This is a genomic window from Streptomyces sp. Q6, assembly GCF_036967205.1.
In the GTDB taxonomy this organism is placed as follows: Bacteria; Actinomycetota; Actinomycetes; order Streptomycetales; family Streptomycetaceae; genus Streptomyces; species Streptomyces citrinus.
Genome location: NZ_CP146022.1, coordinates 447,513 through 473,556 on the forward strand (window position 1 = coordinate 447,513; position 26,044 = coordinate 473,556).

Sequence of the window (26,044 nt, forward strand, 5' to 3'; positions counted from 1 at the left end):
CCCATCCAAACCCATGCCAGGCGTCCCCGCGTACCGGGAGCCGTCACCCCGCCGGTGCGTGCTGCGCCGCGAGGCGTACGGGGGCGTTCTGGGCGCCGTATCCCCGGTAGCCGTCGTCGCGCTGGACCAGTTCGAAGAAGACGCGGCCGAGGGTGCGGGTGTAGCAGTGCCGGAAGGCGCCGTGGGCGTCACGGTCGTAGAGGATGCCGAGCTCCTGGTACATCTCCAGTTCGCCGGGGCCGAACGTGAAGCGGGCGGCGAGGTCGTCGTAGTAGTTGCCCGGCACGGCGAGGAGCTGTCCGCCGGCGGCGCGGAAGCGGCGTGCGGCCGCGACGACGTCGTCGGTGGCGAGGGCGATGTGCTGGGCCCGCTCGTGGTCGTCGCCGGGGGCGGGCCCGACCCCGAGGGCGATGCGGACGGCGCCGTCGGGGGTGGAGACCGCCCGGCTGCGCAGGAGTCCGTACGGGTCGGCGACGTCGACGCTCTCCTGGACGTCGAGGCCGAGGACGCCGCGGTGGAAGAGGACGGCCTCGTCGAACTGGTGCCAGGGCTGGGTGAGGGCGAGATGGTCGACGCCCCGGACGTCGCTGTCGACGGCCTGTTCGCCGGTGGGCGCGAAGTCGCCCTTCCAGTCGGGGAGTCCGGGCCTTCCGGTGGCGCAGAAGAAGAGTTCGGTGCCGTCGGGAGCGGCGACGGCGTCGAGCAGGACGTCTCCGGTGGCGCGGCGGCGCGGCAGCACCGGGGCGAGCAGGGCCTCGGCGCGGCGCGCGGCGCGGACCGGGTCCGGGGTCTCCAGGCCGACGGCGGCGAGGACGGTCCCGTCGCGGCGGGCGGCGGGCCCGGTGTTGAGCAGCACGCGGGCCTGGCCCTGCTCCCACAGGTCGACGGGTTTGCCGCGGTGGCGTCCGGTGCGGGTGAAGCCGAGCGCGTGCAGCAGGGCCGCGGCGGGTTCGACGTCGGGGGTGACCAGTTCGGCGAAGGCGATCCCGGTGGGGACGACGGGTGCGGGCAGCTCGCCGACGCCGACGGCCTCCTGGAGGGTGATCAGGGAACGCAGCGCGTCGACGGCCGCGGGTCCGGCCTCGGCCTGCCGGAACACGTCGTTGAACACTTCCAGGGACAGCGGCCCCGTGTATCCGGCGTTCAGGACGTGCCGCAGCAGCCCGGCGACGTCCAGAGCGCCCTGCCCGGGGAAGCAGCGGTAGTGGCGGGACCACTGGAGGACGTCCATGGCGAGCAGCGGGGCGTCGGCGAGCTGGAGGAAGAAGATCTTCTCGGTGGGGATGTCCTCGATGCCCTTGGGGTCGCTGCCGCGCGCCAGGATGTGGAAGCTGTCGAGGCAGGTGCCGAGCGCCGGGTGGTCGGCGGCCTCGACGATCCGGGCGGCGTGGTCGTAGGTGTTCACGTGGCGGCCCCAGGCGAGCGCCTCGTAGGCGACCCGGATCCCGGACCCGTCGGCGAGTTCGGCGAGTCGGCGCAGCTGGCGGGCGGCCAGGGCGTCGTCGTCGACGGCGAGCGGGGAGACGCTGGAGCAGACGAGGACGGTGTCGGCGCCGAGCCGGCGCATGAGCCGGAACTTGTGCTCGGCGCGGCGCAGGTTGCGGGCGAAGACGTCGTCGGGGACGGCCTCCATGTCGCGCATCGGCTGGTAGAGGTCGATGCTCAGGCCGAGGTCGGCGCAGAGGTCGCGGATCTGCTCGGGGGTGAGGGGGCTGGCGAGCAGGTCGTTCTCGAAGATCTCGACGCCGTCGAAGCCGGCGCGGGCGGCGGCGGTGAGCTTCTCGGTGAGTGATCCGCTGAGCGAGACGGTGGCGATGGAGGTGCGCACGACGGGTTCCTTCCGGGGTGGTGGCGAGGGGGCGGCGGTCGCGGTCAGCGGCCGGCTGCCGCCGCCGACCGGTTCCGCTCCTCGCTCGCGGAGGTGAGTTCGGTGAAGTGGTCGAGCATCCGGGCGGCGTCGGGCTCGCGGCCGGTGAAGAGGCGGAACGCGTCGACGGCCTGGAAGACCGCCATGCCCCCGCCGTCGAGGACGGCGCAGCCGAGGGCGCGGGCGGTCCGTACGAGTTCGGTCTCCAGCGGCCGGTACACGATCTCGGCGACCCACAGCCCCGGGTGCAGCAGGCCGGCGGGGAGCGGGAGGCCGGGGTGGGCGGCCATGCCGGTCGGGGTGGCGTGGACGATGCCGTCGGCGTCGGCGAGCGCGGCGGCGAGGGACTCCGGCGCGGCGGGTACGGCACGGCCCGCGCCGAAGTGCCGGTCGAGGGAGTCGGCGAGGGCCGCGGCGCGCTCGGGGGCGGGGTCGACGAGGGTGATCCGGCCCGCGCCGAGGGTGAGGACGGCGTGGGCGACGGCGGCGCCCGCTCCCCGGCGCCGAGCTGCACGACCCGTTCCATCGCGGCGTCGGGCAGGCCGCGCGCGAAGGAGGCGGCGAACCCGGTGACGTCCGTGTTGTGGCCGGTGGCGCGGCCGTCGGCGATGACGACGGTGTTCACGGCGCCGAGCGCCTCGGCCTGCGGGGAGAGCGCGTCGAGGTGCTCGATGACGAGCTGCTTGCACGGGTGGGTGATGTTCAGTCCGTCGAAGCCCACGTCACGTGCGGCGCGCAGCAGCTCGCCCACCGCGTCGGGCCGGACGCCGAGCGCGTCGATGTCGAGCAGGCGGTACAGGTGGCGCAGACCCTGGCGGTCAGCCTCCCGCTCGTGGAGGGCGGGGGTGAGCGAGGGGCCGATTCCCGCTCCGATCAGACCGACGAGATACGAGTCCTTGTGGGGCACGTGGGACCTCCTGGCCGGGATCGGGATCTCAACGCCCGGCTAATGTACGAACTGGTTCGTTACTCATATCAAAGCCGGGCGCCTCAGGGGAAGAGCCGCCGCACGGTCCGCCGGGAACGCTGCTTCTACAATCGCCTGCACAGGCCAGCCGTCCGCCCGCCCGAAGGATCCAGATGACCACTGTCGAAGAGCCGGCGCGACGCGAGGGCCGCATCCGCGACGCCGCCCGCACCAAAGCCGAGATCCTCAAGGTCGCCACGGAGGAGTTCGCCCGCGCCGGGTACACGGGGGCCCGCGTCGACGAGATCGCCGCCCGCACCCGCACCACGAAGCGGATGATCTACTACTACTTCGGCGGCAAGGAGCAGCTGTTCACCGCCGTCCTGGAGCGCTCGTACGCGGTGATCCGGCACGCGGAGGGCGACCTCGACGTCGAGCACCTCGACCCGGTGTCCGCGATCCGCCGCCTCGCGGAGCTGACCTTCGACCACCACGAGGCCCACCCGGACTTCATCCGGCTCGTGAGCATCGAGAACATCCACGACGCGGAGCACATCGCCGCGTCGGAGACCCTCAGCTCCCTCAACTCGCCCGCGATCGACGTGATCCGGCGGATCCTGGAGGCGGGCCGCGCCGACGGCACGTTCACCGCCGAGGTGGACGCCGTGGACCTGCACGCGATGATCAGCTCGTTCTGCTTCTTCCGGGTCTCCAACCGGCACACCTTCGGCGCCCTGTTCGGCCGCGACCTGACGGCGCGGGACCGGCGCGAGCACTACCGCACCATGCTCGGCGACATGGTCATCGCCTATCTGACGACGACCCGACCGGCCGGTTCGCGCGCGGCCGGGGGCGGCATCCCCTTCGGTACGACCTCTTGACAGGCGGGAAACACCGGCGCAACATCCGTAGCCACCCGCTACTAACTATCCAGTGGGTTAATTAGCCGGACGCGCCCCACGCCTCCGCTCTTCCCCCCTTTGCCGTCCTTCCGTCCCCGAAGGAGCCCGTGTGTCCGCCCCCGCCGCACCGCCCCGCGCCCCGCAGGGCCAGCCGCGCAAAGCGGCCCTCGCCGCCTGGATCGGCAGTGCCCTCGAGTACTACGACTTCTTCATCTACGGCAGCGCCGCCGCGCTCGTCTTCCCCAAGGTGTTCTTCGACGAGTCCGATCCGGCGAACGCCACGCTGCTCTCCCTCGCCACGTTCGGTGTCGCCTACGCGGCCCGGCCGGTCGGCGCGCTCTTCCTCGGCCACGTCGGCGACCGGCTCGGCCGCCGCAAGATCATGGTGTTCACCCTGATCCTGATGGGCCTGTCGACGTTCCTCATCGGCTGTCTGCCCACCCGTGACCAGGTCGGCGGCCTCGCGCCGGTCCTCCTGGTGCTGTGCCGGGTGCTCCAGGGCATCTCGGCGGCCGGCGAACAGGCGAGTGCGGGCTCGATGACCCTGGAGCACGCACCACCGAGCCGCCGCGCCTACTTCACCAGCTTCACCCTCAGCGGCACGCAGGCCGGGCAGCTCCTCGCGACGCTGGTGTTCCTGCCGATCGCCGCGCTGCCGGAGGACCAACTCCTGTCGTGGGGCTGGCGGATCCCGTTCTGGCTGAGCGTGGTCGTCGCCGTCGTCGGCTACGTCATCCGCCGCACGCTGCACGAGACGCCGGAGTTCTCCCGTCAGACCGCGGCGTCCGGCGGTGTGGCCCGGCTGCCGCTCGTGGTGCTCCTGCGTGACCACTGGTCGGACGTGCTCCGGGTGATCGCGGGCGCGCTCGTCGCGTCCGTCTCCACGATCTTCACCGTGTGGGCGCTGTCGTACGCGACGAGCGACACGGTCGGCATGGACCGCTCGGCCATGCTGTGGGTGGGCGCGCTCGCCAACCTGGTGGCGCTCGGCGCGATCCCCCTGTGGGCCCGGCTCGCCGACCGGATCGGCCGCCGCCCCGTCTACCTGACGGGCGCCGTGGGCAGCGCGCTGATGATGTTCGGTTACCTCTGGGCGATCTCGACCGGCTCGTACGCGCTGACGTTCACGTTCGGCATCCTCGCCTTCGGTGTCGTGTACAGCGCGGCCAACGCGGTCTGGCCGTCGTTCTACGGCGAGATGTTCCCGACCCGGGTGCGTCTGTCGGGCATGGCGATCGGCACGCAGATCGGTTTCGCGGTCGCCGGGTTCGCGGTGACGTTCGCGGCGCAGATCGCGGGTCCCGACGGCGCCGACTGGTTCGCGGTGGCGCTGTTCACGGCGGCGCTGTGCGTACCGCCGGTGATCGCCGGGCTCACGGCGCGGGAGACGCACCGGGTGCCGACCGAGCGGCTCGGCGAGCCGGAGCCGGCGACCGCCGCCCGCGTCGAGGACGCCCGGCGGGCCGCGGTCTGATCCCGTCGGATCCCGGTGGATGTTCCGGCTGCCGCGGGGCGGGCCCGACGGCCCGCCCCGCGCGGCTGCGTCGGACAGGGACCCGCGGCGCCGGTCCTGCCGGGCGCCGCGTTCTCGCCACCCGGGCCGAGGACGCGCACCCGCAGGTTCCCTTGCCGGGCGCGGCCGCGGTCAGGGTGCCGTCGGTGAGCGCCGGCAGCGCGAAGCTGTCGACGCCGGTCGCCTTCCGCACGAGGCCGGTCGCCGGTCGGTACGAGGGTGTGGGCACGGGCGTCGACACGGGTCCGCCCCGGCCGTACGGGCACGGCCGGGGCGGACGTTCGGTGCGGTCCCGGCCTCAGTCCAGATGTGTCGGCGCGAACATGCGCAGCAGCGCGGGCAGCACCACGACGCGCGGTCCGGGGGCGGCCAGCGCCGCCGCCAGGTCGTCGCGCAGCGCCTGCGGTGACGTACGGACCGCGGGCACCCCGAAGGACTCGGCGAGGGCCACGAAGTCCGGCCGGGCCAGTTCGGTGGCGGTGGTCTCGCCGAAGGTGTCGGTGAGGTACTCGCGCAGGATGCCGTAGCCGCCGTCGTCGACGATCAGCCAGGTGACGTTCAGCGACTCCTGCCGCGCGGTGGCGAGTTCGGCGATCGAGTAGAGGGCGCCGCCGTCGCCGGAGACCGCGAGGACGGGCGTCGTCGGGTCGGCGGCCGCGGCGCCGAGCGCGGCCGGGAATCCGTAGCCCAGGCCGCCCGCGCCCTGCGCCGAGTGCAGCGCGCCGGGCCAGGCCGACCACGCCCAGTAGGCGAGGATCGTCATGTCCCAGAAGGACGGGGACCGCGCCGGGAGCGCCTCGCGCACGGCCGCCAACACGCCCTGCTCCAGGGCGAGTTCCTGACCGTCGATCCGTTCCCGTACGGCGTCGAGGACGTCGGCGACCCGGGCGGCGGCCTTCGCGTCGGGGCGCTCGTCGACCTCCGCGACCAGGGCTCGCAGCGCGAGGCGGGCGTCGGCGTGGATGCCGAGGGCGGGGTGGTTGGCCTCCAGCTTGCCCGCGTCGGCCTCGATGTGGACGACGCGGCCGCGCGGCGCGAACGTGTGGTAGTTCGAGGACAGTTCGCCGAGTCCGGAACCGACCACCAGCAGGACGTCGGCGTCCTCCAGGAACGCCGTCGTGTGCCGGTCCTCCAGCCACGACCGGAGCGAGAGCGGGTGCTCCCAGGGGAACGCCCCCTTGCCGCCGAACGTGCACACCACCGGCGCGGACACCTTCTCCGCGAGCGCGCGCAGTTCCTCGGCCGCGCCCGAGCGGACGACTCCGCCGCCCGCGATGATCACCGGGCGCTCCGCCCGCGACAGCAACTCCGCCGCAGCCGTGGTGAGTTCGGGGCGGGGAGTCAATGGGCGCGGGGTCGCCTCCATCGCGGAGACCACCGGCAGCGACGCCTGCGCGAGCAGGACGTCCTGCGGGATCTCCACGTACACCGGGCCGTGCGGCACGGTCAGCGCCGACTCCCAGGCGGCCGCGATCGCCGACGGGATCTGCGACTGCGTGCGTACCGTGTGCACGGACTTCACCACCCCCCGGAACGCGGCCTGCTGGTCGGGGAGTTCGTGCAGGTAGCCGTGGCGTCCGCCGCCGAGCCCGGCCACCGGCACCTGGCTGGAGATCGCCACGACCGGCGCGGACGCGGCCGCCGCCTCCTGAAGCGCGGGCAGCGACGTCAGCGCGCCGGGTCCCGTCGACAGGAACAGCGGCGCGGCCCGGCCGGTCGTCCTGCCGTACGCGTCCGCCGCGAACCCGGCGTTGTTCTCGACGCGGAGTCCGACGTAGCGCAGCTCCGAGCGGCGCAGCGCGTCGAAGAGGCCGAGCGCGTGCTGTCCCGGTACGCCGAACACCGTCGTCGCGCCGAGCCCGGCGAGCGTCTCGACGACCAGGTCGCCGCCGATCCGCCCCGCGCCCGTAGCCGTGGTCGTAGCCGTGTCCATGTGTGGGTGACCGCCTTTCCTGAAGATCTGGTGGGTGCTCAGCCCTGGGCCGCGGCCGGGGTACCGACCGGGTCCGCGGTCTCGCCGCCGCGTCCGGCGACGCGCTCGCGCCAGTGCGCGAGGACGGCCGGGTCGGTGGGACGGGTCGCCAGGGAGACGACGACGTACGCGACGAGGGAGGCCGACAGGCCGTAGTAGACGGGCTCGTTGGCGAGGATCCCGTAGCCGGCCATGAGGCCGATGACGGCCGTGCCGCCGACCGCGACGGCGGCCAGCGCGCCCGGCGCCGTGCCGCGCTTCCACAGCAGGCCGCCGAGGATCGGCACGAGGAGCCCGCCGACGAGCAGGTTGTAGGCGACGGTCAGCGCCTCGACGACGTCGTTCAGGACGATCGCGATGCCGATGACCGCGAGGCCCATGACCAGGATGAACGCCCGGTTGTCGGCCACCTCGTCGCGCTCCGCCCCAACGCCCTCGCCCCGCGTGCCGCGCACCGCTCCGCGCAGCCGCGCCCAGATGTCGTTGTTGGCGACGGTGGCGCAGGCGATGAGCGCGCCCGAGGACGTCGACATCACCGCGGCGAGAGCGGCGGCGAGCACCAGTCCCCTTACTCCGACGGGCAGTTCGTCCTTGACGATGGTCGCGAAGGCCGAGTCCGCCGAGGGCAGCTTCGGGTACATCGCCTTGGCCGCCGTCCCGATGACGGCGCCCGCTATCGCGTACACGAGGCAGTACGTGCCGGCCGCGGTGCCGCCGAAGCGGGCGACCTTGTCGTTGCGGGCCGTGAAGACGCGCTGCCAGATGTCCTGCCCGATGAGCATGCCGAACGTGTAGATCAGGACGTACGTGAAGATGGTCTCGCCGCCGATGCCCAGCGGGTCGAAGTAGGAGGTCGGGAGCTTCGCCTTCATCTCGCTGAAGCCGCCCGCCTTCACGACGGCGATGGGCAGCAGCAGGAGCAGGACGCCGATCGTCTTCACGACGAACTGCACCATGTCGGTGAGGGTGATGGACCACATGCCGCCGAGCGTCGAGTAGGCGACGACGATGGAGCCGCCGAGGACGATCGCCAGGGTGCGGTTCATGTCGAAGATGACGTCGAAGATCGTGGCGTACGCGATGGTGGAGGTGACCGCCAGCATCAGCGTGTACGCCCACATCACGACGCCGGAGATCACACCGGCGCGGCCGCCGTAGCGCAGGTCGAGCATCTCGGAGACGGTGTAGACCTTCAGGCGGGAGATCCGCGCCGAGAAGAAGACCGACAGGGCCAGCAGGCCGAGCCCGATCGTGAACACCATCCAGGCGCCGGAGAGTCCGTACTGGTAGCCGAGGCCGACGCCGCCGATGGTCGAGGCGCCGCCGAGGACGATGGCGGCCATCGTGCCGGAGTACATGCCCGGTCCCAGGCGACGTCCGGCGACGAGGAACTCGGCCTTCGTGCCGGCGCGGCGCATGCCCCACCAGCCCATCGCCAGCATGCCGGCGAGATAGATGACGATCACTGTGTAGTCGACGGCCATGGGGCAGCCCTCCTTCGCGCACATCAGGGGGAGACGGAGCATGACCCTAGATGGCCGGGAAGCGGCGCTGAAGTGTACGTTTCCTCCACTCACCGGCCCCGGAGCAGAGGAAACGTCCACCATGCCCGACGCGGCGCCCACACCCACGGCTCCCCACGCGCCACCCACTCCCCCGGTCGCCCTCGGCACTCTGCTCGCCCTTGAGGACCTGGGCCTTCGGCTGGTCGCGGGCGGGCCCGCCGACGACGTTCCGGTCCACTGGGTGCACACGTCCGAGATGCCGGACCCGTACCCGTATCTGCTGGGCGGGGAGTTGCTGCTGAGCGCGGGCGCGCACGCCACGGAGGCGGCGGGCACGGGCTCGTACTTCGACGACTACGTGGCGCAGATCGTGGCGGCGGGCGGCGCCGCGCTCGGGTTCGGGCTCGCGCCGGTCCACGACACGGTGCCGCGGGCGCTGGTGGAGGCGTGCGAGCGGCGCGGCCTTCCGCTCCTGGAGGTGCCGCCGCGGACGACGTTCAGCGGGATCGCGCGGGCCGTCTGGGCGCTGATGGCGCAGGTCAGGCACGCGGAGCTGCGGCGGGTCACCGAGGCCCAGCAGAGCCTGGCCGCGGCGGCGTCACGGCCGAACCCGGTCGCCGGTGTCCTCGCCCAACTCGCCCGGCACACGGGCGGGTTCGCGGTCCTGGTGGCGCCGGACGGCGCTGTGGTGCGGGACGCGGGAACCCGCCCGGACCGGGACGCGGCGCGGGCCCTCGCGGCGCTCACCGACGTCGTACGCGCACCGTCGCCGGGCGCCCGCCCCGCCTCGGCGTCCGACACGTCCGGCGCCGTCCACCTGTCCGCGTACGGGCTCGGCGACGGGCACGCGCTCGGCCTGGCGACGACCTCCCGCAGCAGCGCGGGGCACACGATCGCGGGCGCCGCGGTGGTGCTCCTGACCCTGCTGACCCACCGGCGTGACGCCCCGGGGACGCGGAGCGTTCCGCGGCGCTCGTCCGGCTGCTGCTCGGGGAGCGGCCGCAGGACGTGACGGAACTGCTGGGCGGCGACATGTGGCGGGTGGCGCGGCTACGGCGCACTTCCCCGCGGAGGACGGCGGGGCGGGTGAGGCGGAGGTCCCGGAGCTGCCCACCCCCTGCGCGACGGCGACGGGTCCCGCGTCACGGCGCTGTTCCCCGCGGGTCAGCAGGTCGTGGGCCCCGCGGGCTGGTCGGTCGGGGTCAGCGCGGAGGTCACGACCCGCGATCTGACGCTCGGCGACGCACAGGCGTCCCGCGCCCTGGCGCGGGCGGTCGCCACCCGCGCGCCGGTCGCGCACCACAGGTCCGAGGCGGCGGGCCCGGCCCTCACCCCGCTGCTCGACTCCCCCGTCCTCGTCGAGACGCTCCGCAACTGGCTCGCGGTGCACGGGAGTTGGGACCGCACGGCGGTCGCGCTCGGCGTGCACCGCAACACCGTGCGGCAGCGGATCGGCAAGTGCGCACGGCTGCTCACCGCCGATCTCGACCACCCGGACGTCCGGATGGAGCTGTGGTTCGCGCTGCGCCACGCGCCGTGACACCGCCCGCGCCGGCCTCAGGGACCGGACAGGTCCGTGCGACCCGACAGGTCCGACCGGCCCTTCGGGGCCGACCGGTCGAAGGCGCCCGCCTTCCGCGCGGCGGAGTGCAGGGCGCGCAGGGCCAGCAGCAGGACCCCGATGTCATCCAGGTAGATCGGGTCGGGCAGCAGGTCGACCGGCGAGATCGTGTACACGACGGCCGCCCAGAACAGGGCCTTGTCGCGGACGGGGATGCCCGCGTCCCTCAGGAGTTTGCGGGCCCGGAACACCCGCACCAGCAGAACCGCGGCCACGACCAGCATGGCGAGCGCGGCCACTCCCGCCAGCACGATCCAGGTGTTGCTGTCCATCGGTCGTCCCCCTCATGTCCCCGCGCGGCGCGGCCGCCCGGCCGTCAGCTCCCACGGTGAGAGCCCCTCCTCGCGTCGGCGCCCGGTCGCGACGCTCCGCCCGGCACGCGAGGATGAAGTCCGGCTCGGGGCGGATACGTACACGAGGAGGACTCGGTGACGCTCATCGTCGTCGCGATGATCCTGGGAGCTTTCAGCGTGGCCTGCATCGTCGTCACGGCGCGGCAGGTCGCGTCGGACGACATCGCGATCGGCCCACCGGTGGCGGCCCTGATCGCCGCGTTCGCCTCGGCCGGGCTGATGCTCCTGGCCACGGCCCTGGGCCACTGAACCGGCCCGGCACCGGGCCTCACAGCTCGGCGCCGCCGTCCTCGTCGACCACGTGCATGGCGGCCTCCTCCGCGGAGGCGGCGCCGCCGTCGAGACCGACCTCCATGGCCAGCATGTCCTTCTCGGCGTCCTCGTGGGCGCCTTCGTCCTCCGCCACGAGACGTCCGGCGCGCACCGTGCCCACCTCGTAGTCCAGTGGTTCGCCGTCACCGTCGCGGAGGTCACCGACGCCGTCGTCACCGTCGCCGTCGTCCGACTCCAGCGCCTCCAGCTCGTCGAGCACGGTGTCCGGGCTCTCCTCGGCGAGCCGTTCGTCGAGGCTCTCCCCGTGCCGCTGCTCGGCCGCGGTGGTGCCGGTGTGCTCCACGCCCAGGGGCCGCTCGGGCGGCGACCACCCCTCGTCGTACGGGTCCACGCCACGGTCGTAGAGGGTGTCCTCCACATCGAGGATGCCCTCGTCCTCCCGCGCGTCCGGGTCACCGGGCTGGTACACCTCGTCGCCCATGACCACGTCGTCGCTTCGCTCGGTCATCCTGCGCTCACCTCGTCTTCCTGCCCCCGTTCGACCCCGTCCTGGTTTCCAGCCTGCGCCAGGTCACACGTTCCGGCCGCGCCACGGATGAAATTCCTGCGGACCGGCGGACTTATTCACCATTTTGCGGCATTCACACAGTTTGCGGTACGACGACGATCTGCACGTCGTCCTCGTAGACCACCTGCCCCGGATCAGCGGACGTGACCCGATGGCAGGCGACCCCGTGGGCGGCCAGGATCTCCAGGTAGCCGGCGACCCGGTCGATCAGGTGGACCGCGGTCGGCTTGAACCAGGCGGCGGCCCCGGGGTTGATCCGCGGGTCGTAGACCGACGCGTCCACGGTCGACGGGTCGGTGTACGCGGCGTCGAACCAGGCGTTGTTCTCGCGCCGGAACCGCTCCTGCTCCGCGGTGAGGCGGCCGCTCCGCCCCAGGTTGTTGACCAGCCCGAACACGCCCTTGAAATGGCCTTGTTCGTTCGGGACCACCGACTGGAACCGCACATACTCGTTCGCCATCGGGCGATCTTCGCACGGCCCCCGCGGGCCGCCTCGCGCGCGGGCGCGAGGATGCGCGGGCCCGGCGGTCCTGTCCTGCCGAGGCCGCCGCTTCGGGGACATCGGCGTACCTCGTGGGGGTGGGGCTGCCCACCGGGGCCTTACGTGATCTTGCGGGGGTGGCAGGAGTCTCGTGTCAGCTCCTGATCCCCGACTCCGTCCCACTCCCCCACTCCCGGAACGAGGTCGTCGCATGCGCCGCACCGGATTCCTGTCCCTCGCCGTCGCCCCGCTGCTGTTCGCCTTCGCCCCCGCCGTCGAACCCGGCGCGGCGCTCACCGTGACCGAACCGGTCGCCGGCTCGGTCCACCAGGCGCACGGCAGCCTCTTCGTCTCCTGGAACAACGCCACCGGCCAGGAGGTGGACATGTGGCTCGTGCGCGGCGGCACGGCACGGGTGGTGCAGCTCGCGTCGAAGCTCGGCTCCGCGCCGACGGGCGAGACGGCGACCGTCCTGCCCGACGTCCCGGAGGGCCAGGGGTACGCCATCGAGCTGGCGAGCCGCGACGGCGGCACCCGCGCCTACAGCGCGGCGTTCACCGTGGGCCCGACGGTCCGGGCCCCGGCGGCCGGGCCTTCGGCCTGGACGGCGCTACCGGCGCCCGCCGGCGGCCGCACCCGGACTAGGGCCGTCCCGGCCTCGGCGCGCGTCGGGCGATGTGCGTACCTGTCCCGCTCAGCGCCCCCGGGAGAGCTCGCCGGTGGGAGAATCCGGGCGTGGACGGGGGGATCCTCGAGCGGGATCTCGAACTGGGGCGGCTGGCCGCCGCCGTGCGGGAGGCCGCGGGCGGCGCCGGTTCCGTGGTGCTCGTCTTCGGAGAGGCCGGCATCGGCAAGTCCAGTCTGGTGCGGGCGCTGCCCGGCGTGCTGCCGCCGGGGGCGCGCCTCCTGGTCGGGCAGTGCGACGACCTCGCCACGGGACGCCCCTCGGGCCACTGCGGGACCTCGTCGGCAGCGTCGGCGCGGAGCTCGCGCGGGCGGTGCGCGACGCCGGGGACCGGCACCGGGTCTACGAGGCGCTGTACGCCGAGCTGGCGGGGGCGCCGCACCCCGCGGTGCTCGTCGTGGAGGACGTGCACTGGGCGGACGAGGCGTCCCTCGACGCGCTGCGCTATCTGGCCCGCCGGGTCGAACGCCTGCCGGCCGTGCTCGTCCTCACCTACCGCGACGACGAGCTGGACCGGGGGCATCCGCTGCGCCAGCTGATCGGGCAGGTCTCGGGGCGGCCCGGGTGCACCGGCTGCGGCCCGCGCCGCTGTCCCGGGACGCGGTCGCCCTGCTCAGCGCCGCCGCCGGGCTCGATCCGGCCCAGGTGTACGCGGCGACGTCGGGGCATCCGTTCTTCGTCGCCGAGGTGGTGGCCGCGGGCGGCGCCGGCGAGGTGCCGCCGACCGTCGTGGACGCGGTCCTGGCCCGGCTGCGCCGCCTCGACGACACCACGCGGGACGCCCTGGAACAGCTGGCCGTGGTGCCCTCCGCGGTGGAGCGAAGGCTGGCCGACGCGCTCCTGCCGGACGGCGACGGCGCGCTCGCCGCGGCCGAGCAGGGCGGGTTCCTGGTCGTAGCACCCGACCGGGTGGCGTTCCGGCACGAGATCATCCGGCGGGCCCTCGCCGACTCGCTGCCCGCCGCCCGCCGCATCGCCCTGGACCGGGCGGTGCTGGCCGCGCTGGTGGCGACGCCGGACGCCGACCGCTCCCGGATCGTGCACCACGCGGCGGCGGCCGGGGACCGGGACGCGGTCGCCCGGTTCGGTCCCGACGCCGCGCGGGACGCCGCACGCGCGGGCGCGCACCGGGAGGCGGCCGCCCATCTGCGGCTCGTCCTGCGCGAGCGCGGACGCTACGGACCGGATCGACTGGCCGACCTCCTGGAGCAGTTCGCGGTCGAGAGCTACACGGTGGCGGACTGGTCGGCGGCGGTCTCGGCGCAGCGCGAGGCGGTGGAGCTGCGCCGCAGCCTCGGCGATCTGCGGGCGCTCGGCGCTGATCTGCGCTGGCTGTCGCGGATGCACTGGTGGGCCGGGGACGCGGAGGCGGCGCAGGCGGCGGCCCGGGAAGCGCTCCAGGTCCTGGAGCGGGCCGGGGACGACCGGCTGCTGGCCCTCGCGCTCAGCAACACCGCGCAGCTGCGCATGCTGTCGGACGCCTACGCGCAGGCCATCACGTACGGGGAGCGGGCCATCGGTCTCGCGCGCGGGACCGGCGACGCGGCGATCCTGTCGCACGCCCTGAACAACGTCGGCTCCGCGCGCTGGCGGTCCGGGGACCCGGCGGGGCAGCGGCAGTTGGAGGAGAGCCTGGAGGTGGCGCTCGGCGCGGACGAGGCGGAGCACGCGTGCCGTGCCTACGCCAACATCGTCTGGTTCCTCCTCGATCAGCTGCGCTTCGCCGAGGCGGACCGGTTCCTCGTCCCGGCCATGGACCTCGCCGACCGCGCCGAACACCTGGGTTTCCTCACGTACTTCCATGTGGAGCTGGCGCTGCGGGAGTTCGCGGCCGGTGACTGGGCGGCGGCCGAGCGGTACGCGCTGCTGGGCGCGGACGGCTTCCCGCCCGCCCGCTGCCCGGCGCTCACCGTCCTCGCGCGGGTGCGCACCCGGCGCGGCGAGCCCGGCGGCGCCGAACTCCTCGACCAGGCCTGGGAGATCGCCCTCGGCACGCGGGAACTCCAGCGCACGGGCCCGGTGGCGGCCGCCCGCGCGGAGGCCGCGTGGCTGCGCGGCGATCCGGCGGGGGTGATCGCCGCCGCCGAGTGGACGTACGCGCAGGCCCGGCAGCTGTCGGCGGCGCCGCAGCGCGCCGAGCTGGGCTACTGGCTCGCCAAGGCGGGCCGGGCGCTCGCCCCGGACGACTCGTGCCATCCGTACGCGGTGCAGGCCGCGGGCCAGTGGGACAAGGCGGCGACGCTGTGGCAGCAGGCGGGCTGCCCGTACGAGCATGCCGCCGCGCTCGCCGAGAGCCCCGATCCCGCCGTCAAGCTGGGCGCGCTCCAGCTCCTGGACGAACTGGGCGCGGCGCCGCTGTCCCGGCTGGTCAGGGCGGAGCTGCGGCGCCTCGGGGTGCGCCGGGTGCCGCGTGGCCCGTACGCGGCGAGCCGGCGCAACCCGGCGCGCCTGACGGATCGTCAACTCCAGGTCGTGCGGCTGCTGGTGGCGGGCCGTACCAACGCGGAGATCGCCGACCGGCTCGTGCTGTCGGTGCGCACCGTCGACAACCACGTCCGCGCGGTCCTGGAGAAGCTGGACGCGCCGACCCGCCGCAGGGCGGCCGAGCGGGCCCGGGACCTCGGCCTCGGGCCGGACGGCGAAACGTAGGTACCCGCAGGGCGTGAGGTGGGTGACGGCCACGCATGCCGGGCCCGGCGCCGCCCCGTAGAAACGGGCTGACCCGCCGCACCACCGGCGGACCGCACTCATCGTCTCGGGGGATCCATGTCCAGCACGCCCGCACAGGCAGCACAGCGCGAACTCACCCGTTTCCAGGGCCGGTTGACCGGCCCGGACGACCCGGGTTACCCGGCGGCCCGCGCCGTCTACAACGCCATGATCGACCGCAGCCCCGCGCTGGTGGCGCACTGCACGGACGCCGACGACGTGGCGCACGTCATCGGCTTCGCCCGCCGGCACGGGCTGCCGCTCGCGGTGCGCGGCGGCGGCCACCACGGCGCGGGCCTCGGCACCTGCGACGACGGCGTGGTCGCCGATCTGTCGGCGCTGCACTCCGTCACGGTCGACGCCACCGCCCGTACCGTGCGCGTCGGCGGCGGCGCGACCTGGGGTCAGGTCGACGCGGCGACGCACGAGCACAAACTGGCCACACCCAGCGGCATCATCTCGACGACCGGCGTCGGCGGCCTCGCGCTGGGCGGCGGCCTCGGCCATCTCACCCGGCGCTGCGGTCTGACCGTCGACAACATCCTGGCCGCGGACGTCGTCCTCGCCGACGGCACTCCCGTCCGGGCGAACGCCGACGAGAACACGGATCTGTTCTGGGCGATCCGGGGCGGCGGCGGCAACTTCGGCGTCGTCACGTCCTTCACGTTCCGACTGCACGAGGTGGACACGGTGGTCGCCGGGCCGACGTTCTGGGCGGCCGAGCAGGGCGCCGAGGTCCTCGCCGCCTACCGCGAGTTCCTGCCGTCGGTGCCGCGCGACGTGAACGGCTTCTTCCTGTACGGCTCCGTCCCGCCGGCCCCGCCGTTCCCCGAGGAACTGCACCTGCGCAAGGTGTGCGGGGTGGTCTGGTGCCACACGAGCGGCGATCCCGGGGCGGCGGCGCGGGCGATGGCGCCGCTCCTCGACACGCTGCCGTCGCCGCTCCTGCACGCGGTCGCCCCGATGCCGCACCCGGTGCTTCAGTCCATGTTCGACGGCCTGTACCCGCCCGGCCACCAGTGGTACTGGCGCGCCGACTTCGTGAAGGACATCCCGGACGACGCGGTCGCCCTGCACGCCAAGTTCGGCCCGCAGACCCCGTCCATGCAGTCGACGATGCACCTGTACCCGATCGACGGCGCCGCGCACGACGTGCGTCCCGGCGACACGGCGTTCAGCTACCGCGACGCACGCTGGGCCAGTGTCTACGCGGGCGTCGACCCCGACCCGGCGCAGGCCGACGTCCTGCGCCGGTGGACCGTCGACTACTTCGAGGCGCTGCACCCGTACTCGGCGGGCGGCGCGTACGTGAACATGATGATGGACGAGGGCCAGGAGCGGGTCAGGGCGAGCTACCGCGGGAACTACGCGCGACTCGCCCGCGTGAAGGCGGCGCTCGACCCGGACAACGTGTTCCGGCACAACCAGAACATCGAGCCCGACGCGACGGCCCGCTTCGAGGCGCGTCCCTGACGGCAGCCGTCGCGCGGGGCCGCCGCCCCGGTCGTAGCGTTGCCGCATGTGCTGGAGTGCGACGGCGGATCTGGTGGCGGGCGGTGCGGTCGCCGCGGTGGGGGTCGTCTGCGTCGCGCGGGCGGCCCGCGCCCGTCCCCGGGCGCTGCTCATCGCGGCGCTCCCGCTGCTGCTCGGCGCGCATCAGCTGATCGAGGCGCTGATCTGGCACCGGGGCGGCGGCAGCGGCCCGGCCACGCTGGCCTGGGCGGTGATCGCGCTGCCGCTGCTGCCCCTGTGGGTGCCCGCCGGGGTGCTGCTCGCGGCACCCCGGCGGCCCGCGGGCGCCTGCTGATCCCGCTCGCCTCCGGCGTGGTGACGGCCGTCGTCCTCGCGTACACGCTGGCGACGACGACGGTCTCGGCCGAGATCCGCGGCCACACGATGGGCTACGCGATCGGCCTGCCCGACGCCGGATGGCTGATCGCCGGCTATCTGCTGGCGACGATCGGCTCGCTGCTGCTGTCCGGCGAGGCGGGCCTGGTGCTGCTCGGCGGCCTGGTCGCCGTCTGCGCGGCCGGCTGCGCGGCACTGTGGCGCTGGGAGTTCGTCTCCACGTGGTGCGCCTGCGCCGCGCTGTGCTCGGTGGTCCTCTACGGCTGGTTGCGCGGAGGGATCCGTACGGTCAGGCGGTGAGGGTCACACAGGGCAGGCCGACGCTCTCGCCCCCGCGGAAGCCCTCGGCGCACAACCGGGTCCCGGCGGGGAAGTGCCGCTGCGGGTAGGCCTGGTCGCGGAAGGTGCGGAACGCGGCGACGTCCTCGACCTCGGTCCCGGCGCTCCAGCCGTCGGTGGTCCAGACGCGGGCGCTGATGGTGTGCGGCTGGTCGGTGTTGATGACGGAGACCTCGACGCGGCCGAGGTAGGTGCCGGTGTCGTCCGTCTCGATGCACACGGCGTTGTTGCACCACTTGCCGTCCGCCGCGGCCGGCGGTCCGGCGGCGACGACACAGCCGAGCGCGACCACCACCGCGCCGGCACCGCAGACGATCTTCTTGAGGACGGCCCGCATGGGAACTCCCTGGACGTGCTGGTTCGGTCGGCCGACCGACGCTCCACAAGATCACCGGGTTACGCGGCTGCGTCCGGACGGTGCGGTGACCGCCGACGTCAGCTGAAGGTGCGCCGGTACGCCTGGGGGCTGACGCCGGTCGTGCGCTTGAACCGGTCGCGGAACGCGGTCGGCGAGCCGAAGCCGACCTGGCCGGCGATCCGCTCCACGGGGTGCGCGGTCGTCTCCAGGAGGTGCTGGGCCTGCCGGATGCGCGCGCGGTGCAGCCATTGCAGCGGTGTGGTCCCGGTCTGCTCGCGGAAGCGGCGCATGAGGGTGCGCGTGCTGACGCCGGCGCGGGCGGCGATGTCGGCGAGGGTGAGTTCGCGGTCGAGGTTCTCCTGGAGCCAGGCGAGCAGCGGTTCGAAGGCCGAGCCCTGAGGTGTGGGCGCGTGGTCGTGGACGATGAACTGCGCCTGCCCGCCTTCGCGTTCGAGCGGCATGACGGACAGCCGGGCGGCGTCGGCGGCCACGGCGGAGCCGTAGTCGCGGCGGACCATGTGCAGGCACAGGTCGAGCCCGGCGGCGGCGCCCGCCGAGGTGAGGATCTGCCCGTTGTCGACGTACAGGACGTCCGGGTCGACCCGCACCCGCGGGTACGTGGCGGCGAGCAGGTCCGCCGCGAGCCAGTGCGTGGTGGCGCGCAACCCGTCGAGGAGTCCGGTGGCGGCGAGCGGGAAGGCCCCCGCGCAGATCGACGCGATCCGGGTGCCGTCCGCGGCGGCGGCCCGCAGCGCGTCGCGGACGGCGGGGTCGAGCGGGGCGAGCGGGGCGGAGGTGCCGGGCACGATGACGGTGTCCGCGCCCTTGAGTCCCTCCAGGTCCCGGTGGGCCTTGATCGTGAAGGTTCCGGCGTCGACCTCCGGCCGCCGCGCGCAGACGCGGACGGTGTAGCCGGGCCGCCCGTCGGGCAGCCGGGTGCGCCCGAAGGCCTCGATCGGGGTGGCGAGGTCGAACGGGATCACCTGGTCGAGGGCGAGCACGGCGATGGTGTGCATGGCGAGAACATACCCTGTCACCCGGATACCGCCACGGCCACTGTCGAGGGGCTTTGCACGACTCACCTGCTCGTACGACCTGGCGTTATCCCGTTGAGAAGCGTCACTAATGCCACTGGGAGGCGCGGCTTCTGCTGCATAGCGTCGACGTCGATCCCGGCGCGGACCGGGCTCGACGCACGCGAAGGAACCCCCTCATGCACGTCCAGATCGTCCTGTTCGACGGCTTCGATCCGCTCGATGTCATCGCTCCGTTCGAGGTGCTGCACGCCGGTGGCGCCGCGTCCCGGGGAGCGGTGAGCGTGGAGCTGGTCTCCGCCGAAGGGCCGCGTGAGGTGGTCGGCGGCACCGGCGGGCTCGCGCTGCGTGCCACGGCCGCACTGGATCCGGCGCGGGCCGACGTGGTGCTGGTGCCGGGTGCGGCGGGACCCGTCGGGGAACCGGGCGAGGAGCCCGCGGCCGGCGCGGACGCCTCGATCCCGGTGCTGCTGGGGCGCACGCTGTCGACCGGCCTGCCCGCGCTGCTCGGCGCCGCGATGGACGATCCCGCCACGACGGTCGCCACGGTGTGCGGCGGTTCGCTGGTGCTGGCCCTCGCGGGACTCGTCGAGGGCCGTCCCGTCACCACTCACCACCTGGGGCTCGACCTGCTCGACGCCACCGGGGGGCGAGCGGTGCGGGCCCGTGTCGTGGACGACGGCGACCTCGTCTCCGGCGCGGGGGTCACCTCCGGGCTCGATCTGGCGCTGCATCTGCTGGAGCGCGAGATCGGGCCGCGAGTCGCCCATGCCGTCGAGGAGTTGTTCGCGTACGAGCGTCGCGGCACGGTCTGGCGCGACGCGGGCGCCGTACCCGTCGCGTTCTGACCACTTCTCCTCCCTGACCACACCTGTTCCCTGACCACACCAGACCTGTTCCCTGACCCCACCTGACCTGTTCCCTGACCACACCTGCGCACGAAGGAAGAACCACCGCATGTCCGTCGAAGGCATCTGGGACCTGTCCGTCTCCACCCCGCTCGGCACGATCGAGGCGGTCGTCGAACTGCACCGCGAGCGCGCGGCCCTGACCGGCGTGGCCCGGGGCGCGGGCGAGGACGTACCCCTCATGGACGTCGCGCTGTCCGGCGACCGGCTCACATGGAAGCAGTCCGTCACCCGGCCGATGCGTCTGAACCTGACGTTCGCCGTGACGGTCGCGGGCGACACCCTCACGGGCACGTCACGGGCCGGACGGCTGCCCGCCTCCAAGGTCACCGGCGTGCGCCGCCCCGTAGCATCGGACGCGGGCCGCTGACCATGACGAAGATTCTGCTCTCGCTGCACGTCCTGGCCGCTGTCCTGGCCGTGGGGCCGGTCGCCGTCGCGGCGAGCATGTTCCCCAGGACCCTGCGCCTGACATCCGGTTCACCGGACGGCGCGACGCTCGCCTCATCGCGCACGGTGCACCGCATCTGCCGCGTCTACGCGGGGGTCGGTGTCGCCGTGCCCCTGTTCGGCTTCGCGACGGCGAGCAGCCTCGGTGTGCTCGGCAGTGCGTGGCTGATCGCCTCGATCGTGCTCACCACCGCGGCCGCGGGCGTCCTCGCCCTGGGGATCCTGCCCGCGCAGGAGGCGGCGCTCGACCGCGCGGAACAGGGCGAGGCGCCCGGCGGCGGACTCCCCCGCCGACTCGCCCTGCTCACGGGCGTGTTCAACCTGCTGTGGGCGACGGTGACGGTCCTCATGATCGTCCGCCCCGGCTCCACCACGGGAGCATGACGGGCCCGCGCGGGGCCCCATCACCCAACTCCCCGTCACGACAGCGATGTTGAACTCCTGACGAACAGTCGGCGACGTCGGATGCGAGGACCGGCCGCGGTGCGCGGCCGGTCCGTACGTTGGCGCCATGGGCTGGCTCGACATCACCTCCACCGCCGCGGGCCTGCTGCTCGGCGTCGTCTCCATCGCCGTACCGTTCGCGGCGGACCTGCGGGCGCGCCACAGCAGACGCATCGGCTTCCGCAAGCAGATGGACATCGCCATAGGCCACAACGGCCAGGTCGGCGAGGCGGATCCGCGGCTCGGCCTCTTCAACGACATGCCGACGATGCGCGACGCCACCCTGGTGCTGCTGCGCGTCGAGAACGACGGGTCACGGCACATCGAGGAGTCCGACTACATCGACCCGTCACCGCAGTACGGGCTCACCGCCGAGTTCCCGGGGCGCAGCATCCAGGCGCAGGACGTCACCGTGCCCGAGGAACACACCAATCTGATGGGCTACTTCGAGGACCAGCCGGGGCTGATGGTCGCGGGGCCGAGCACCCTGCGCATCCCTCGCGTCCCCCTGAAGCCGGGCGCTCACTACAAGATCCTGGTGCTGCTCACCGGCGGGCGGGAGGGCGACCGGGTCACCGTCACCGGTGACCTCAAGGACGGTTCGCTGCACGAGAACCACAGTCTGACGCCGGACGAAAAACCGCCCGTGTTCAGCAAGCACGCCCGCTGGACCACCGTGGTGCTCGGGCTCGCCCTGATCGCCGCGACCACCCTGCCGATGGCCCTGCCCTCGCCGCTGCCGGACGACTGCGAGACGGGCGCGCTCAGGCTCACCGGCTCCACGGCGTTCGCGCCGGTCCTGACCGAGCTTGCGGCGAAGTACCGGGAACACTGCCACGACGAGCCGGACATCACGGTCGCCGCGCACGGCAGCCGTACCGGGGTGCGCGAACTCGCCCTGAGCGGGGGCAGACCCGAGGAGGGCGCGACGGTGATCGCGTTCTCCGACGGGCCGCGCCCGGCGAGCTACACCCGGCTGAGCGAGAGCCGGGTGGCCGTCTCCCTGTTCACCCTCGTCGTCCACGACGACGTGCGGCTGACGAATATGACCGTGGCGGACGTGCGGCGCGTCTACCGCGGCGAGATCCGCAACTGGTCCCGGCTCGGCGGCCCCGACCTGCCCATCGTCCTCGTCAGCCGCAGCTCGGGCTCGGGCACCCGCTCGTCCCTGACCGCCCGCGTCCTCGACGGCGCGGACGAGCCGCCCGCCTCCTCCGACGACTGCGTCAACCGCACGGTGCGCAGCGCGCCGCTGCTGCGCTGCGAGCTCGACTCCACCGAGCAGGTCCTCGACACCGTCGCCCGCACGCCCGGCGCCCTCGGCTACAGCGAGCTGCGGGCCGCGTCCCCGCCTGAGGCGCCGCGCGGGTTGCACCGGGTCACGCTCGACGGCCGCGTCCCCGACCCGGACCGGCTCGCGTCCGGCGGCTACCCGTACTGGGAGATCGAGTACGCGTACACCTACGGGCGGCCGCCCGCGGACTCGCCGGCCTCCAGCTTCCTCGCGTACGCCGTGGACAACGGCACCGGCAAGGGCGTGGTCGCCACCCACGGTCATCTGCCCTGCGGGACGCCGGTGGGGCTGCGGGTGTGCGGCGCCGGCAGCTGATCCCCGTACCGTCCCGGGCGGACCCCACGTCCCTCCCGCCACGACACACCCCACCCCAGGAACGTAGAATCTATGGATATTTCGGGTGCTCGATGTGCCCGGGACGGCGAGGTGACGTCATGGTCGGACACCCCTCGGCCCTGCTGGCCGCGACCGCGCTCTGCGCGGGCGTGTTCGCCGCCGGACCCGCGGTCGCCGCCGGCGCGGACCCGTCCGCGCAGGAACTGGCCGACGACGCGAAACAGGAGCTGCTCGACGCGCACTCCCTGCATCTGACCCTGGTGAACCGCTCGGACAGCACGCGGGACGCCCGCACCCCGGCCGCGTTCGACCTGCGCCTCGACGAGGACGGGAACTGCGCCGGGTCACTGCGCATGGGTACCGGCGGCGCGAACGGCGGCAGTGTCGAGCTCGTGAAGCGGGGCGACGAGGTGTGGATGAAGCCCGACGCGACGTTCTGGAAGACGCAGGTGCCCGGCGGCGGCGGGGATCTCGCGGCCCAACTGTTCGGTGACCGGTACATGCACGGCACGACGGACGACCCGATGCTGGACGGTCTCGCCGAGACGTGCGACCTGGACGCGTTCCGGGACCAGCTCGACGACGGGTCGCAGAAGGCGGCGCAGGACCAGCTCACCAAGGGCGACGAGACCACCGTGGCCGGCACCGACGTCGTCCCGCTGACCGGCCGGGACGACGACAAGACCCTCACGCTGTACGTCACCGCGGACGATCCGCACCAGTTGGTCAGGGCCACCGAGAAGGGCCCGGACGACGACATCACGATGACGCTCACGGACTACGACAAGCCGGTGCCGAGCAGCACGCCGTCGCCGGACGAGTCGGTCGACATCTCCAAGCTGCACGACGTCGCGCCGGGCGGGCAGACGCCGCCGCAGGCCTGAACACCGGGCTCAGGAGCGGACCCTCAGGAGCGCCGCTTCGGGCACTGCTCCGGGCGCCGCTTCGGGTAGCGCACGAAGAGGATGCCGTGGGCGTCGCCGTGCGGGGCGCCGTAGAGGTGCGGGGCGTCGGCCGACCAGTGGGCGTGGCCGCCGGGGGTGACGGTCTGCGGCGCTTCCGGGCGACCGACGACGGCGGTCCCGGAGAGGACCATCAGGCTCTCGGTGGTGTGCGGGGCGTGCGCGGCGGACTCCTGGGTCGCGCCCCCGGCGATGGTGACGCGGAAGACGTCGGTGGCGGCGTCGGCGTCCTCGTACCGTTCGAGCAGGACGGCGGTGACCGCGCTGCCGGAGACGCCGCCCGCCCCCTCGGTGACGCCCGCGGGCGGGTCGTCGAGCACGGCGCTGAGCGGGCTGCCGAGTGCGGTGGTCAGCGCGTAGAGGGTCTCCAGGGTCGGGTTGCGCGTGCCGCTCTCCAGTTCCGAGAGGGTGCCCTTGCCGACGCCGGAGCGGCGGGACAGCTCGGACAGCGACAGCGCGCGGCCCTGGCGCAGCGCCTTGAGTCTGCGTCCCACCTCGTCGTTGAGGCCCATCACCCGGCTCCTGTCGGTTCGGTTCGCCCATCGGCTGGTTGACGGGTCGGCGCCCGCGTCCCTAGTGTTCCATAAACAGAACGTTCCGTTTACGGAACGACTGCCTCCGAAGGAACACCTGCCTCGGCACCGGCTGCCCGGAAGTGATGCCCCATGCCCTCCCCGACCTCTCCAGCCCCCCGGCCGCCCCGGCCCTCCGCGTTCGCCCGGGTCCGCGCGCTTGCTCCGCCGTCGGCCGTGGCGGCCGGGCTCATCGCCGTCACCGTCGGCGTGACCAGTTCCGCGGCGCTCGTCTTCACGGCGGCGCGGGCCGCGGGCGCGGACGCGCGGGAGATCTCGTCATGGATGCTGGCGCTCGGCGTGGGCCTGGCCGTCACCTGCGCGGGCCTGTCGCTGCGCTTCCGGGCGCCGGTCGTGACGGCGTGGTCGACGCCGGGCGCGGCCCTGCTCGCGACGAGCCTGAGCGGCGTCTCGATGGGCAAGGCGATCGGGGCGTTCGTCTTCAGCGCGGTACTGATCCTGGTGAGCGGGCTCACCGGGTGGTTCGCCCGGGTCATGGACCGTATTCCGGTGCCGCTGGCGGCGGCGCTGCTGGCCGGGGTGCTGCTCCAGTTCGGCACCGGCCTGTTCGCGCAGATGGACGGCAGCTTCGGCGTCGCCTTCCCCGTCTTCGCGCTGTACCTGCTGGCACGCCGGCTGCTGCCGCGCTACGCGGTCCTGGTCGCCCTGGCGGGCGGTGTCCTCGCCTCGGTCGTCGCCGGGGGCTGGCACCTGGAACGGGTCCAACTCGCCTGGGCGCAGCCGGTGTTCACGACACCGGAGTTCGACTGGAAGGTGCTCGTCAGCGTCGGGGTGCCCCTGTTCGTGGTCACGATGGCGTCGCAGAACCTGCCCGGCGTCGCGGTGCTGCGCGGTTCGGGATACGACGTCCCGGTGTCGCCGCTGCTGACATGGACGGGCGCGGTGCAGGCGGTGCTCGCCCCCTTCGGCGCGTTCGGCATCAACCTGGCGGCGATCACGGCCGCGATCTGTACGGGTGAGGAGGCGCATCCGGAGCGCGGGCGGCGCTACCTCGCGGCGGTGTGGGCGGGCGTGTTCTACCTGTGCATGGGGCTGCTGGGCGCCACGGTCGCCTCCCTGCTCACGGCGATGCCGCAGGCGCTGGTGCTGGCCGTGGCCGGGGTCGGTCTGCTCGCCACGATCGAGGCGTCGCTGGCGTCGGCCCTGTCCGACCCGCGCTCCCGCGAGGCGGCGGTCGTCACGTTCCTCGCCACGGCGTCCGGCGTGACCCTGCTCGGCATCGGCTCGGCGTTCTGGGGCCTGCTCGCGGGGGCGTTGGCCGGCGCGGTGTCGTCCCTGGCCCGCCACGCCCCGGCGCCGACCGCGCCGACCGGCCAGGACGCGTCCCCGTCCACGGGCACGCCCGCGCGCACGGGGCGTGAGCCGCCGGCCGGGGGCTACGTGGGTGGCTCCGCGCGGCACTCCGCCGCCCCGCACACCCCCGCGAACCTCCGCGCCACCGTCGACCACGCCGCGATCGCCGCGGGCTCGTCGGCGAGGGCCGTCGCGTGCAGAGCGTCCCGGTCCACGCCGAGCGCGGCGAGCCCGTCCGGGTCCCAGCCGGCGATCCGGTCCGCGTCCGCCTCGGGGTGGAACTGGACGCCCCACGCCCGGTCGCCGACCCGGAACGCCTGGTACGGGCACGCCTCGCTGGAGGCCAACCAGACCGCGCCCGGCGGGAGTTCGGTGATGGCGTCGACGTGCCGCTCGATCGCGGGGACGGTCGCCCCGAGGCCGTGCAGCAGCGCGTCCTCCCCGCCTCCGGGCGCAGCCGGATCGGCGTGCTGCCGTGCTCGGGCCGCCCGTGCCGTCCGCGCACGGTGCCGCCCGCGACCTGGGCGAGCAACTGGCCGCCGAGGCAGATGCCCAGGAACGGGGTGCCGGACGCGAGCGCCTGGCGGGCGAGTCGGCGGGTCGCCGGGAGCCAGGGGCGCGGTCGTCGTCGTCCGGGAGGTAGCCGCCGCCGAGGACCAGGAGCGGGCGGCCGTCGAGGGAGTCGGGCAGGACCTCGCCTTCGTAAGGGCGCAGCACCCGCACGTCGAGGCCGGCCTCGCCCAGCCACGTGCCGAACCGGCCGGGGCCGCCGCCGGGGGTGTGCTGCACGGCGAGCACCGTGCCGGGTCCTCTCGTGTCCGCCGTCATA

21 protein-coding genes and 7 pseudogenes are annotated in these 26,044 nt (G+C 73.8%); 17 read left to right on the forward strand and 11 right to left on the reverse strand.

Annotation, left to right across the window (positions count from 1 at the left end; translation table 11 throughout):
- Nucleotides 1-43: 43 nt before the first annotated feature.
- Together V2W30_RS02275 and V2W30_RS02280 are read right to left on the reverse strand one after the other, a co-directional pair.
- On the reverse strand, nt 44-1,828 hold the full coding sequence (locus V2W30_RS02275; protein ID WP_338693182.1) for a bifunctional sugar phosphate isomerase/epimerase/4-hydroxyphenylpyruvate dioxygenase family protein: 1,785 nt from the start codon (nt 1,826-1,828) through the stop codon (nt 44-46).
- A 44-nt stretch (nt 1,829-1,872) separates the two neighbouring features.
- Nucleotides 1,873-2,774, reverse strand: a pseudogene (locus tag V2W30_RS02280) (shikimate dehydrogenase).
- Between the two features lie 173 nt (nt 2,775-2,947).
- Between V2W30_RS02280 and V2W30_RS02285 the strand changes: the two are divergent.
- Together V2W30_RS02285 and V2W30_RS02290 are read left to right on the forward strand one after the other, a co-directional pair.
- On the forward strand, nt 2,948-3,655 hold the full coding sequence (locus tag V2W30_RS02285; protein ID WP_338693184.1) for a TetR/AcrR family transcriptional regulator: 708 nt from the start codon (nt 2,948-2,950) through the stop codon (nt 3,653-3,655).
- 130 nt (nt 3,656-3,785) lie between these two features.
- Nucleotides 3,786-5,150: an MFS transporter gene (locus V2W30_RS02290; protein ID WP_338693186.1), complete on the forward strand. Its 1,365-nt coding sequence runs from the start codon at nt 3,786-3,788 to the stop codon at nt 5,148-5,150.
- A 337-nt stretch (nt 5,151-5,487) separates the two neighbouring features.
- On the opposite strand, the gene V2W30_RS02295 is transcribed toward V2W30_RS02290, so the two are convergent.
- A complete protein-coding gene (locus V2W30_RS02295; RefSeq protein WP_338693188.1) occupies nt 5,488-7,122 on the reverse strand; it encodes a thiamine pyrophosphate-binding protein in 1,635 nt (544 codons plus the stop codon).
- A 38-nt stretch (nt 7,123-7,160) separates the two neighbouring features.
- Nucleotides 7,161-8,645: a sodium:solute symporter gene (locus V2W30_RS02300; RefSeq protein ID WP_338693190.1), complete on the reverse strand. Its 1,485-nt coding sequence runs from the start codon at nt 8,643-8,645 to the stop codon at nt 7,161-7,163.
- Nucleotides 8,646-8,766: 121 nt separating this feature from the next.
- On the opposite strand from V2W30_RS02300, the gene V2W30_RS41470 reads away from it, so the two are divergent.
- Together V2W30_RS41470 and V2W30_RS41475 are read left to right on the forward strand one after the other, a co-directional pair.
- A complete protein-coding gene (locus V2W30_RS41470; protein ID WP_425244469.1) occupies nt 8,767-9,678 on the forward strand; it encodes a PucR family transcriptional regulator ligand-binding domain-containing protein in 912 nt (303 codons plus the stop codon).
- 162 nt (nt 9,679-9,840) lie between these two features.
- The gene (locus tag V2W30_RS41475) at nt 9,841-10,206 is read left to right on the forward strand and encodes a helix-turn-helix domain-containing protein (RefSeq protein ID WP_425244470.1); all 366 of its coding nucleotides are present in this window, start codon (nt 9,841-9,843) and stop codon (nt 10,204-10,206) included.
- A gap of 17 nt (nt 10,207-10,223) precedes the next feature.
- On the opposite strand, the gene V2W30_RS02310 is transcribed toward V2W30_RS41475, so the two are convergent.
- A complete protein-coding gene (locus V2W30_RS02310; protein WP_338693192.1) occupies nt 10,224-10,559 on the reverse strand; it encodes a YkvA family protein in 336 nt (111 codons plus the stop codon).
- A gap of 156 nt (nt 10,560-10,715) precedes the next feature.
- Between V2W30_RS02310 and V2W30_RS02315 the strand changes: the two genes are divergently transcribed.
- Nucleotides 10,716-10,889 carry a hypothetical protein gene (locus V2W30_RS02315; protein WP_338693194.1) on the forward strand — a complete coding sequence of 58 codons (174 nt, stop codon included), beginning with the start codon at nt 10,716-10,718 and terminating at the stop codon, nt 10,887-10,889.
- A 19-nt stretch (nt 10,890-10,908) separates the two neighbouring features.
- Here V2W30_RS02315 and V2W30_RS02320 read toward each other — a convergent pair whose 3' ends face one another.
- Nucleotides 10,909-11,421, reverse strand: a complete 513-nt coding sequence (locus V2W30_RS02320) for a DUF5709 domain-containing protein (protein ID WP_338693197.1) — start codon at nt 11,419-11,421, stop codon at nt 10,909-10,911.
- Between the two features lie 133 nt (nt 11,422-11,554).
- Nucleotides 11,555-11,941: a hypothetical protein gene (locus tag V2W30_RS02325; protein ID WP_338693199.1), complete on the reverse strand. Its 387-nt coding sequence runs from the start codon at nt 11,939-11,941 to the stop codon at nt 11,555-11,557.
- Between the two features lie 232 nt (nt 11,942-12,173).
- Between V2W30_RS02325 and V2W30_RS41480 the strand changes: the two are divergent.
- The 6 genes and pseudogenes from V2W30_RS41480 to V2W30_RS02350 all read left to right on the forward strand — a co-directional run.
- Nucleotides 12,174-12,512, forward strand: a pseudogene (locus V2W30_RS41480) (Ser-Thr-rich GPI-anchored membrane family protein); the annotation flags it as partial.
- Between the two features lie 125 nt (nt 12,513-12,637).
- A pseudogene (locus V2W30_RS02330) lies at nt 12,638-12,832 on the forward strand (ATP-binding protein); the annotation flags it as partial.
- A gap of 128 nt (nt 12,833-12,960) precedes the next feature.
- Nucleotides 12,961-13,074 (forward strand): annotated as a pseudogene (locus tag V2W30_RS02335) (hypothetical protein); the annotation flags it as partial.
- A 137-nt stretch (nt 13,075-13,211) separates the two neighbouring features.
- Complete coding sequence (locus V2W30_RS02340; protein WP_338693201.1) at nt 13,212-15,296, forward strand: LuxR C-terminal-related transcriptional regulator; 2,085 nt, start codon at nt 13,212-13,214, stop codon at nt 15,294-15,296.
- Between the two features lie 117 nt (nt 15,297-15,413).
- Nucleotides 15,414-16,829 (forward strand): FAD-binding oxidoreductase, encoded by a 1,416-nt coding sequence (locus V2W30_RS02345; protein ID WP_338693203.1) that lies wholly within the window; start codon nt 15,414-15,416, stop codon nt 16,827-16,829.
- Nucleotides 16,830-16,875: 46 nt separating this feature from the next.
- Nucleotides 16,876-17,504: pseudogene (locus V2W30_RS02350) on the forward strand (DUF6629 family protein).
- Here V2W30_RS02350 and V2W30_RS02355 read toward each other — a convergent pair.
- On the reverse strand, nt 17,494-17,880 hold the full coding sequence (locus tag V2W30_RS02355) for a hypothetical protein (protein WP_338693205.1): 387 nt from the start codon (nt 17,878-17,880) through the stop codon (nt 17,494-17,496). The pseudogene V2W30_RS02350 and the gene V2W30_RS02355 overlap by 11 nt on opposite strands.
- A 98-nt stretch (nt 17,881-17,978) precedes the next feature.
- A complete protein-coding gene (locus V2W30_RS02360; protein WP_338693207.1) occupies nt 17,979-18,917 on the reverse strand; it encodes a GlxA family transcriptional regulator in 939 nt (312 codons plus the stop codon).
- A 197-nt stretch (nt 18,918-19,114) separates the two neighbouring features.
- On the opposite strand from V2W30_RS02360, the gene V2W30_RS02365 reads away from it, so the two are divergent.
- From V2W30_RS02365 to V2W30_RS02385, 5 genes are all read left to right on the forward strand, one after another.
- The gene (locus tag V2W30_RS02365; RefSeq protein WP_338693209.1) at nt 19,115-19,783 is read left to right on the forward strand and encodes a DJ-1/PfpI family protein; all 669 of its coding nucleotides are present in this window, start codon (nt 19,115-19,117) and stop codon (nt 19,781-19,783) included.
- Nucleotides 19,784-19,892: 109 nt separating this feature from the next.
- Nucleotides 19,893-20,213: a hypothetical protein gene (locus tag V2W30_RS02370; protein WP_338693211.1), complete on the forward strand. Its 321-nt coding sequence runs from the start codon at nt 19,893-19,895 to the stop codon at nt 20,211-20,213.
- 2 nt (nt 20,214-20,215) lie between these two features.
- Nucleotides 20,216-20,677: a hypothetical protein gene (locus V2W30_RS02375; protein WP_338693213.1), complete on the forward strand. Its 462-nt coding sequence runs from the start codon at nt 20,216-20,218 to the stop codon at nt 20,675-20,677.
- Between the two features lie 127 nt (nt 20,678-20,804).
- Complete coding sequence (locus V2W30_RS02380) at nt 20,805-22,346, forward strand: PstS family phosphate ABC transporter substrate-binding protein (protein WP_338693215.1); 1,542 nt, start codon at nt 20,805-20,807, stop codon at nt 22,344-22,346.
- A gap of 119 nt (nt 22,347-22,465) precedes the next feature.
- Nucleotides 22,466-23,251 carry a hypothetical protein gene (locus tag V2W30_RS02385; protein WP_338693217.1) on the forward strand — a complete coding sequence of 262 codons (786 nt, stop codon included), beginning with the start codon at nt 22,466-22,468 and terminating at the stop codon, nt 23,249-23,251.
- A gap of 23 nt (nt 23,252-23,274) precedes the next feature.
- Here the strand turns inward: V2W30_RS02385 and V2W30_RS02390 are convergent, their stop codons facing one another.
- Nucleotides 23,275-23,841: an XRE family transcriptional regulator gene (locus V2W30_RS02390; protein WP_338693219.1), complete on the reverse strand. Its 567-nt coding sequence runs from the start codon at nt 23,839-23,841 to the stop codon at nt 23,275-23,277.
- Between the two features lie 153 nt (nt 23,842-23,994).
- On the opposite strand from V2W30_RS02390, the pseudogene V2W30_RS02395 reads away from it, so the two are divergent.
- A pseudogene (locus V2W30_RS02395) lies at nt 23,995-25,122 on the forward strand (benzoate/H(+) symporter BenE family transporter); the annotation flags it as partial.
- A gap of 176 nt (nt 25,123-25,298) precedes the next feature.
- Here V2W30_RS02395 and V2W30_RS02400 read toward each other — a convergent pair.
- Nucleotides 25,299-26,043 (reverse strand): annotated as a pseudogene (locus V2W30_RS02400) (type 1 glutamine amidotransferase).
- Between the last annotated feature and the right edge of the window lies 1 nt (nt 26,044).

Coding starts and splice junctions, on each gene's coding strand:
- V2W30_RS41470 (WP_425244469.1), top strand. CDS start 8,767: ATGCCCGACGCGGCGCCCACACCCACGGCTCCCCACGCGCCACCCACT.
- V2W30_RS02300 (WP_338693190.1), bottom strand. CDS start 8,645: ATGGCCGTCGACTACACAGTGATCGTCATCTATCTCGCCGGCATGCTG.
- V2W30_RS02370 (WP_338693211.1), top strand. CDS start 19,893: ATGTCCGTCGAAGGCATCTGGGACCTGTCCGTCTCCACCCCGCTCGGC.
- V2W30_RS02380 (WP_338693215.1), top strand. CDS start 20,805: ATGGGCTGGCTCGACATCACCTCCACCGCCGCGGGCCTGCTGCTCGGC.
- V2W30_RS02375 (WP_338693213.1), top strand. CDS start 20,216: ATGACGAAGATTCTGCTCTCGCTGCACGTCCTGGCCGCTGTCCTGGCC.
- V2W30_RS02310 (WP_338693192.1), bottom strand. CDS start 10,559: ATGGACAGCAACACCTGGATCGTGCTGGCGGGAGTGGCCGCGCTCGCC.
- V2W30_RS02360 (WP_338693207.1), bottom strand. CDS start 18,917: ATGCACACCATCGCCGTGCTCGCCCTCGACCAGGTGATCCCGTTCGAC.
- V2W30_RS02325 (WP_338693199.1), bottom strand. CDS start 11,941: ATGGCGAACGAGTATGTGCGGTTCCAGTCGGTGGTCCCGAACGAACAA.
- V2W30_RS02385 (WP_338693217.1), top strand. CDS start 22,466: ATGGTCGGACACCCCTCGGCCCTGCTGGCCGCGACCGCGCTCTGCGCG.
- V2W30_RS02365 (WP_338693209.1), top strand. CDS start 19,115: ATGCACGTCCAGATCGTCCTGTTCGACGGCTTCGATCCGCTCGATGTC.
- V2W30_RS02295 (WP_338693188.1), bottom strand. CDS start 7,122: ATGGACACGGCTACGACCACGGCTACGGGCGCGGGGCGGATCGGCGGC.
- V2W30_RS02320 (WP_338693197.1), bottom strand. CDS start 11,421: ATGACCGAGCGAAGCGACGACGTGGTCATGGGCGACGAGGTGTACCAG.
- V2W30_RS02355 (WP_338693205.1), bottom strand. CDS start 17,880: ATGCGGGCCGTCCTCAAGAAGATCGTCTGCGGTGCCGGCGCGGTGGTG.
- V2W30_RS02390 (WP_338693219.1), bottom strand. CDS start 23,841: ATGGGCCTCAACGACGAGGTGGGACGCAGACTCAAGGCGCTGCGCCAG.
- V2W30_RS02345 (WP_338693203.1), top strand. CDS start 15,414: ATGTCCAGCACGCCCGCACAGGCAGCACAGCGCGAACTCACCCGTTTC.
- V2W30_RS02285 (WP_338693184.1), top strand. CDS start 2,948: ATGACCACTGTCGAAGAGCCGGCGCGACGCGAGGGCCGCATCCGCGAC.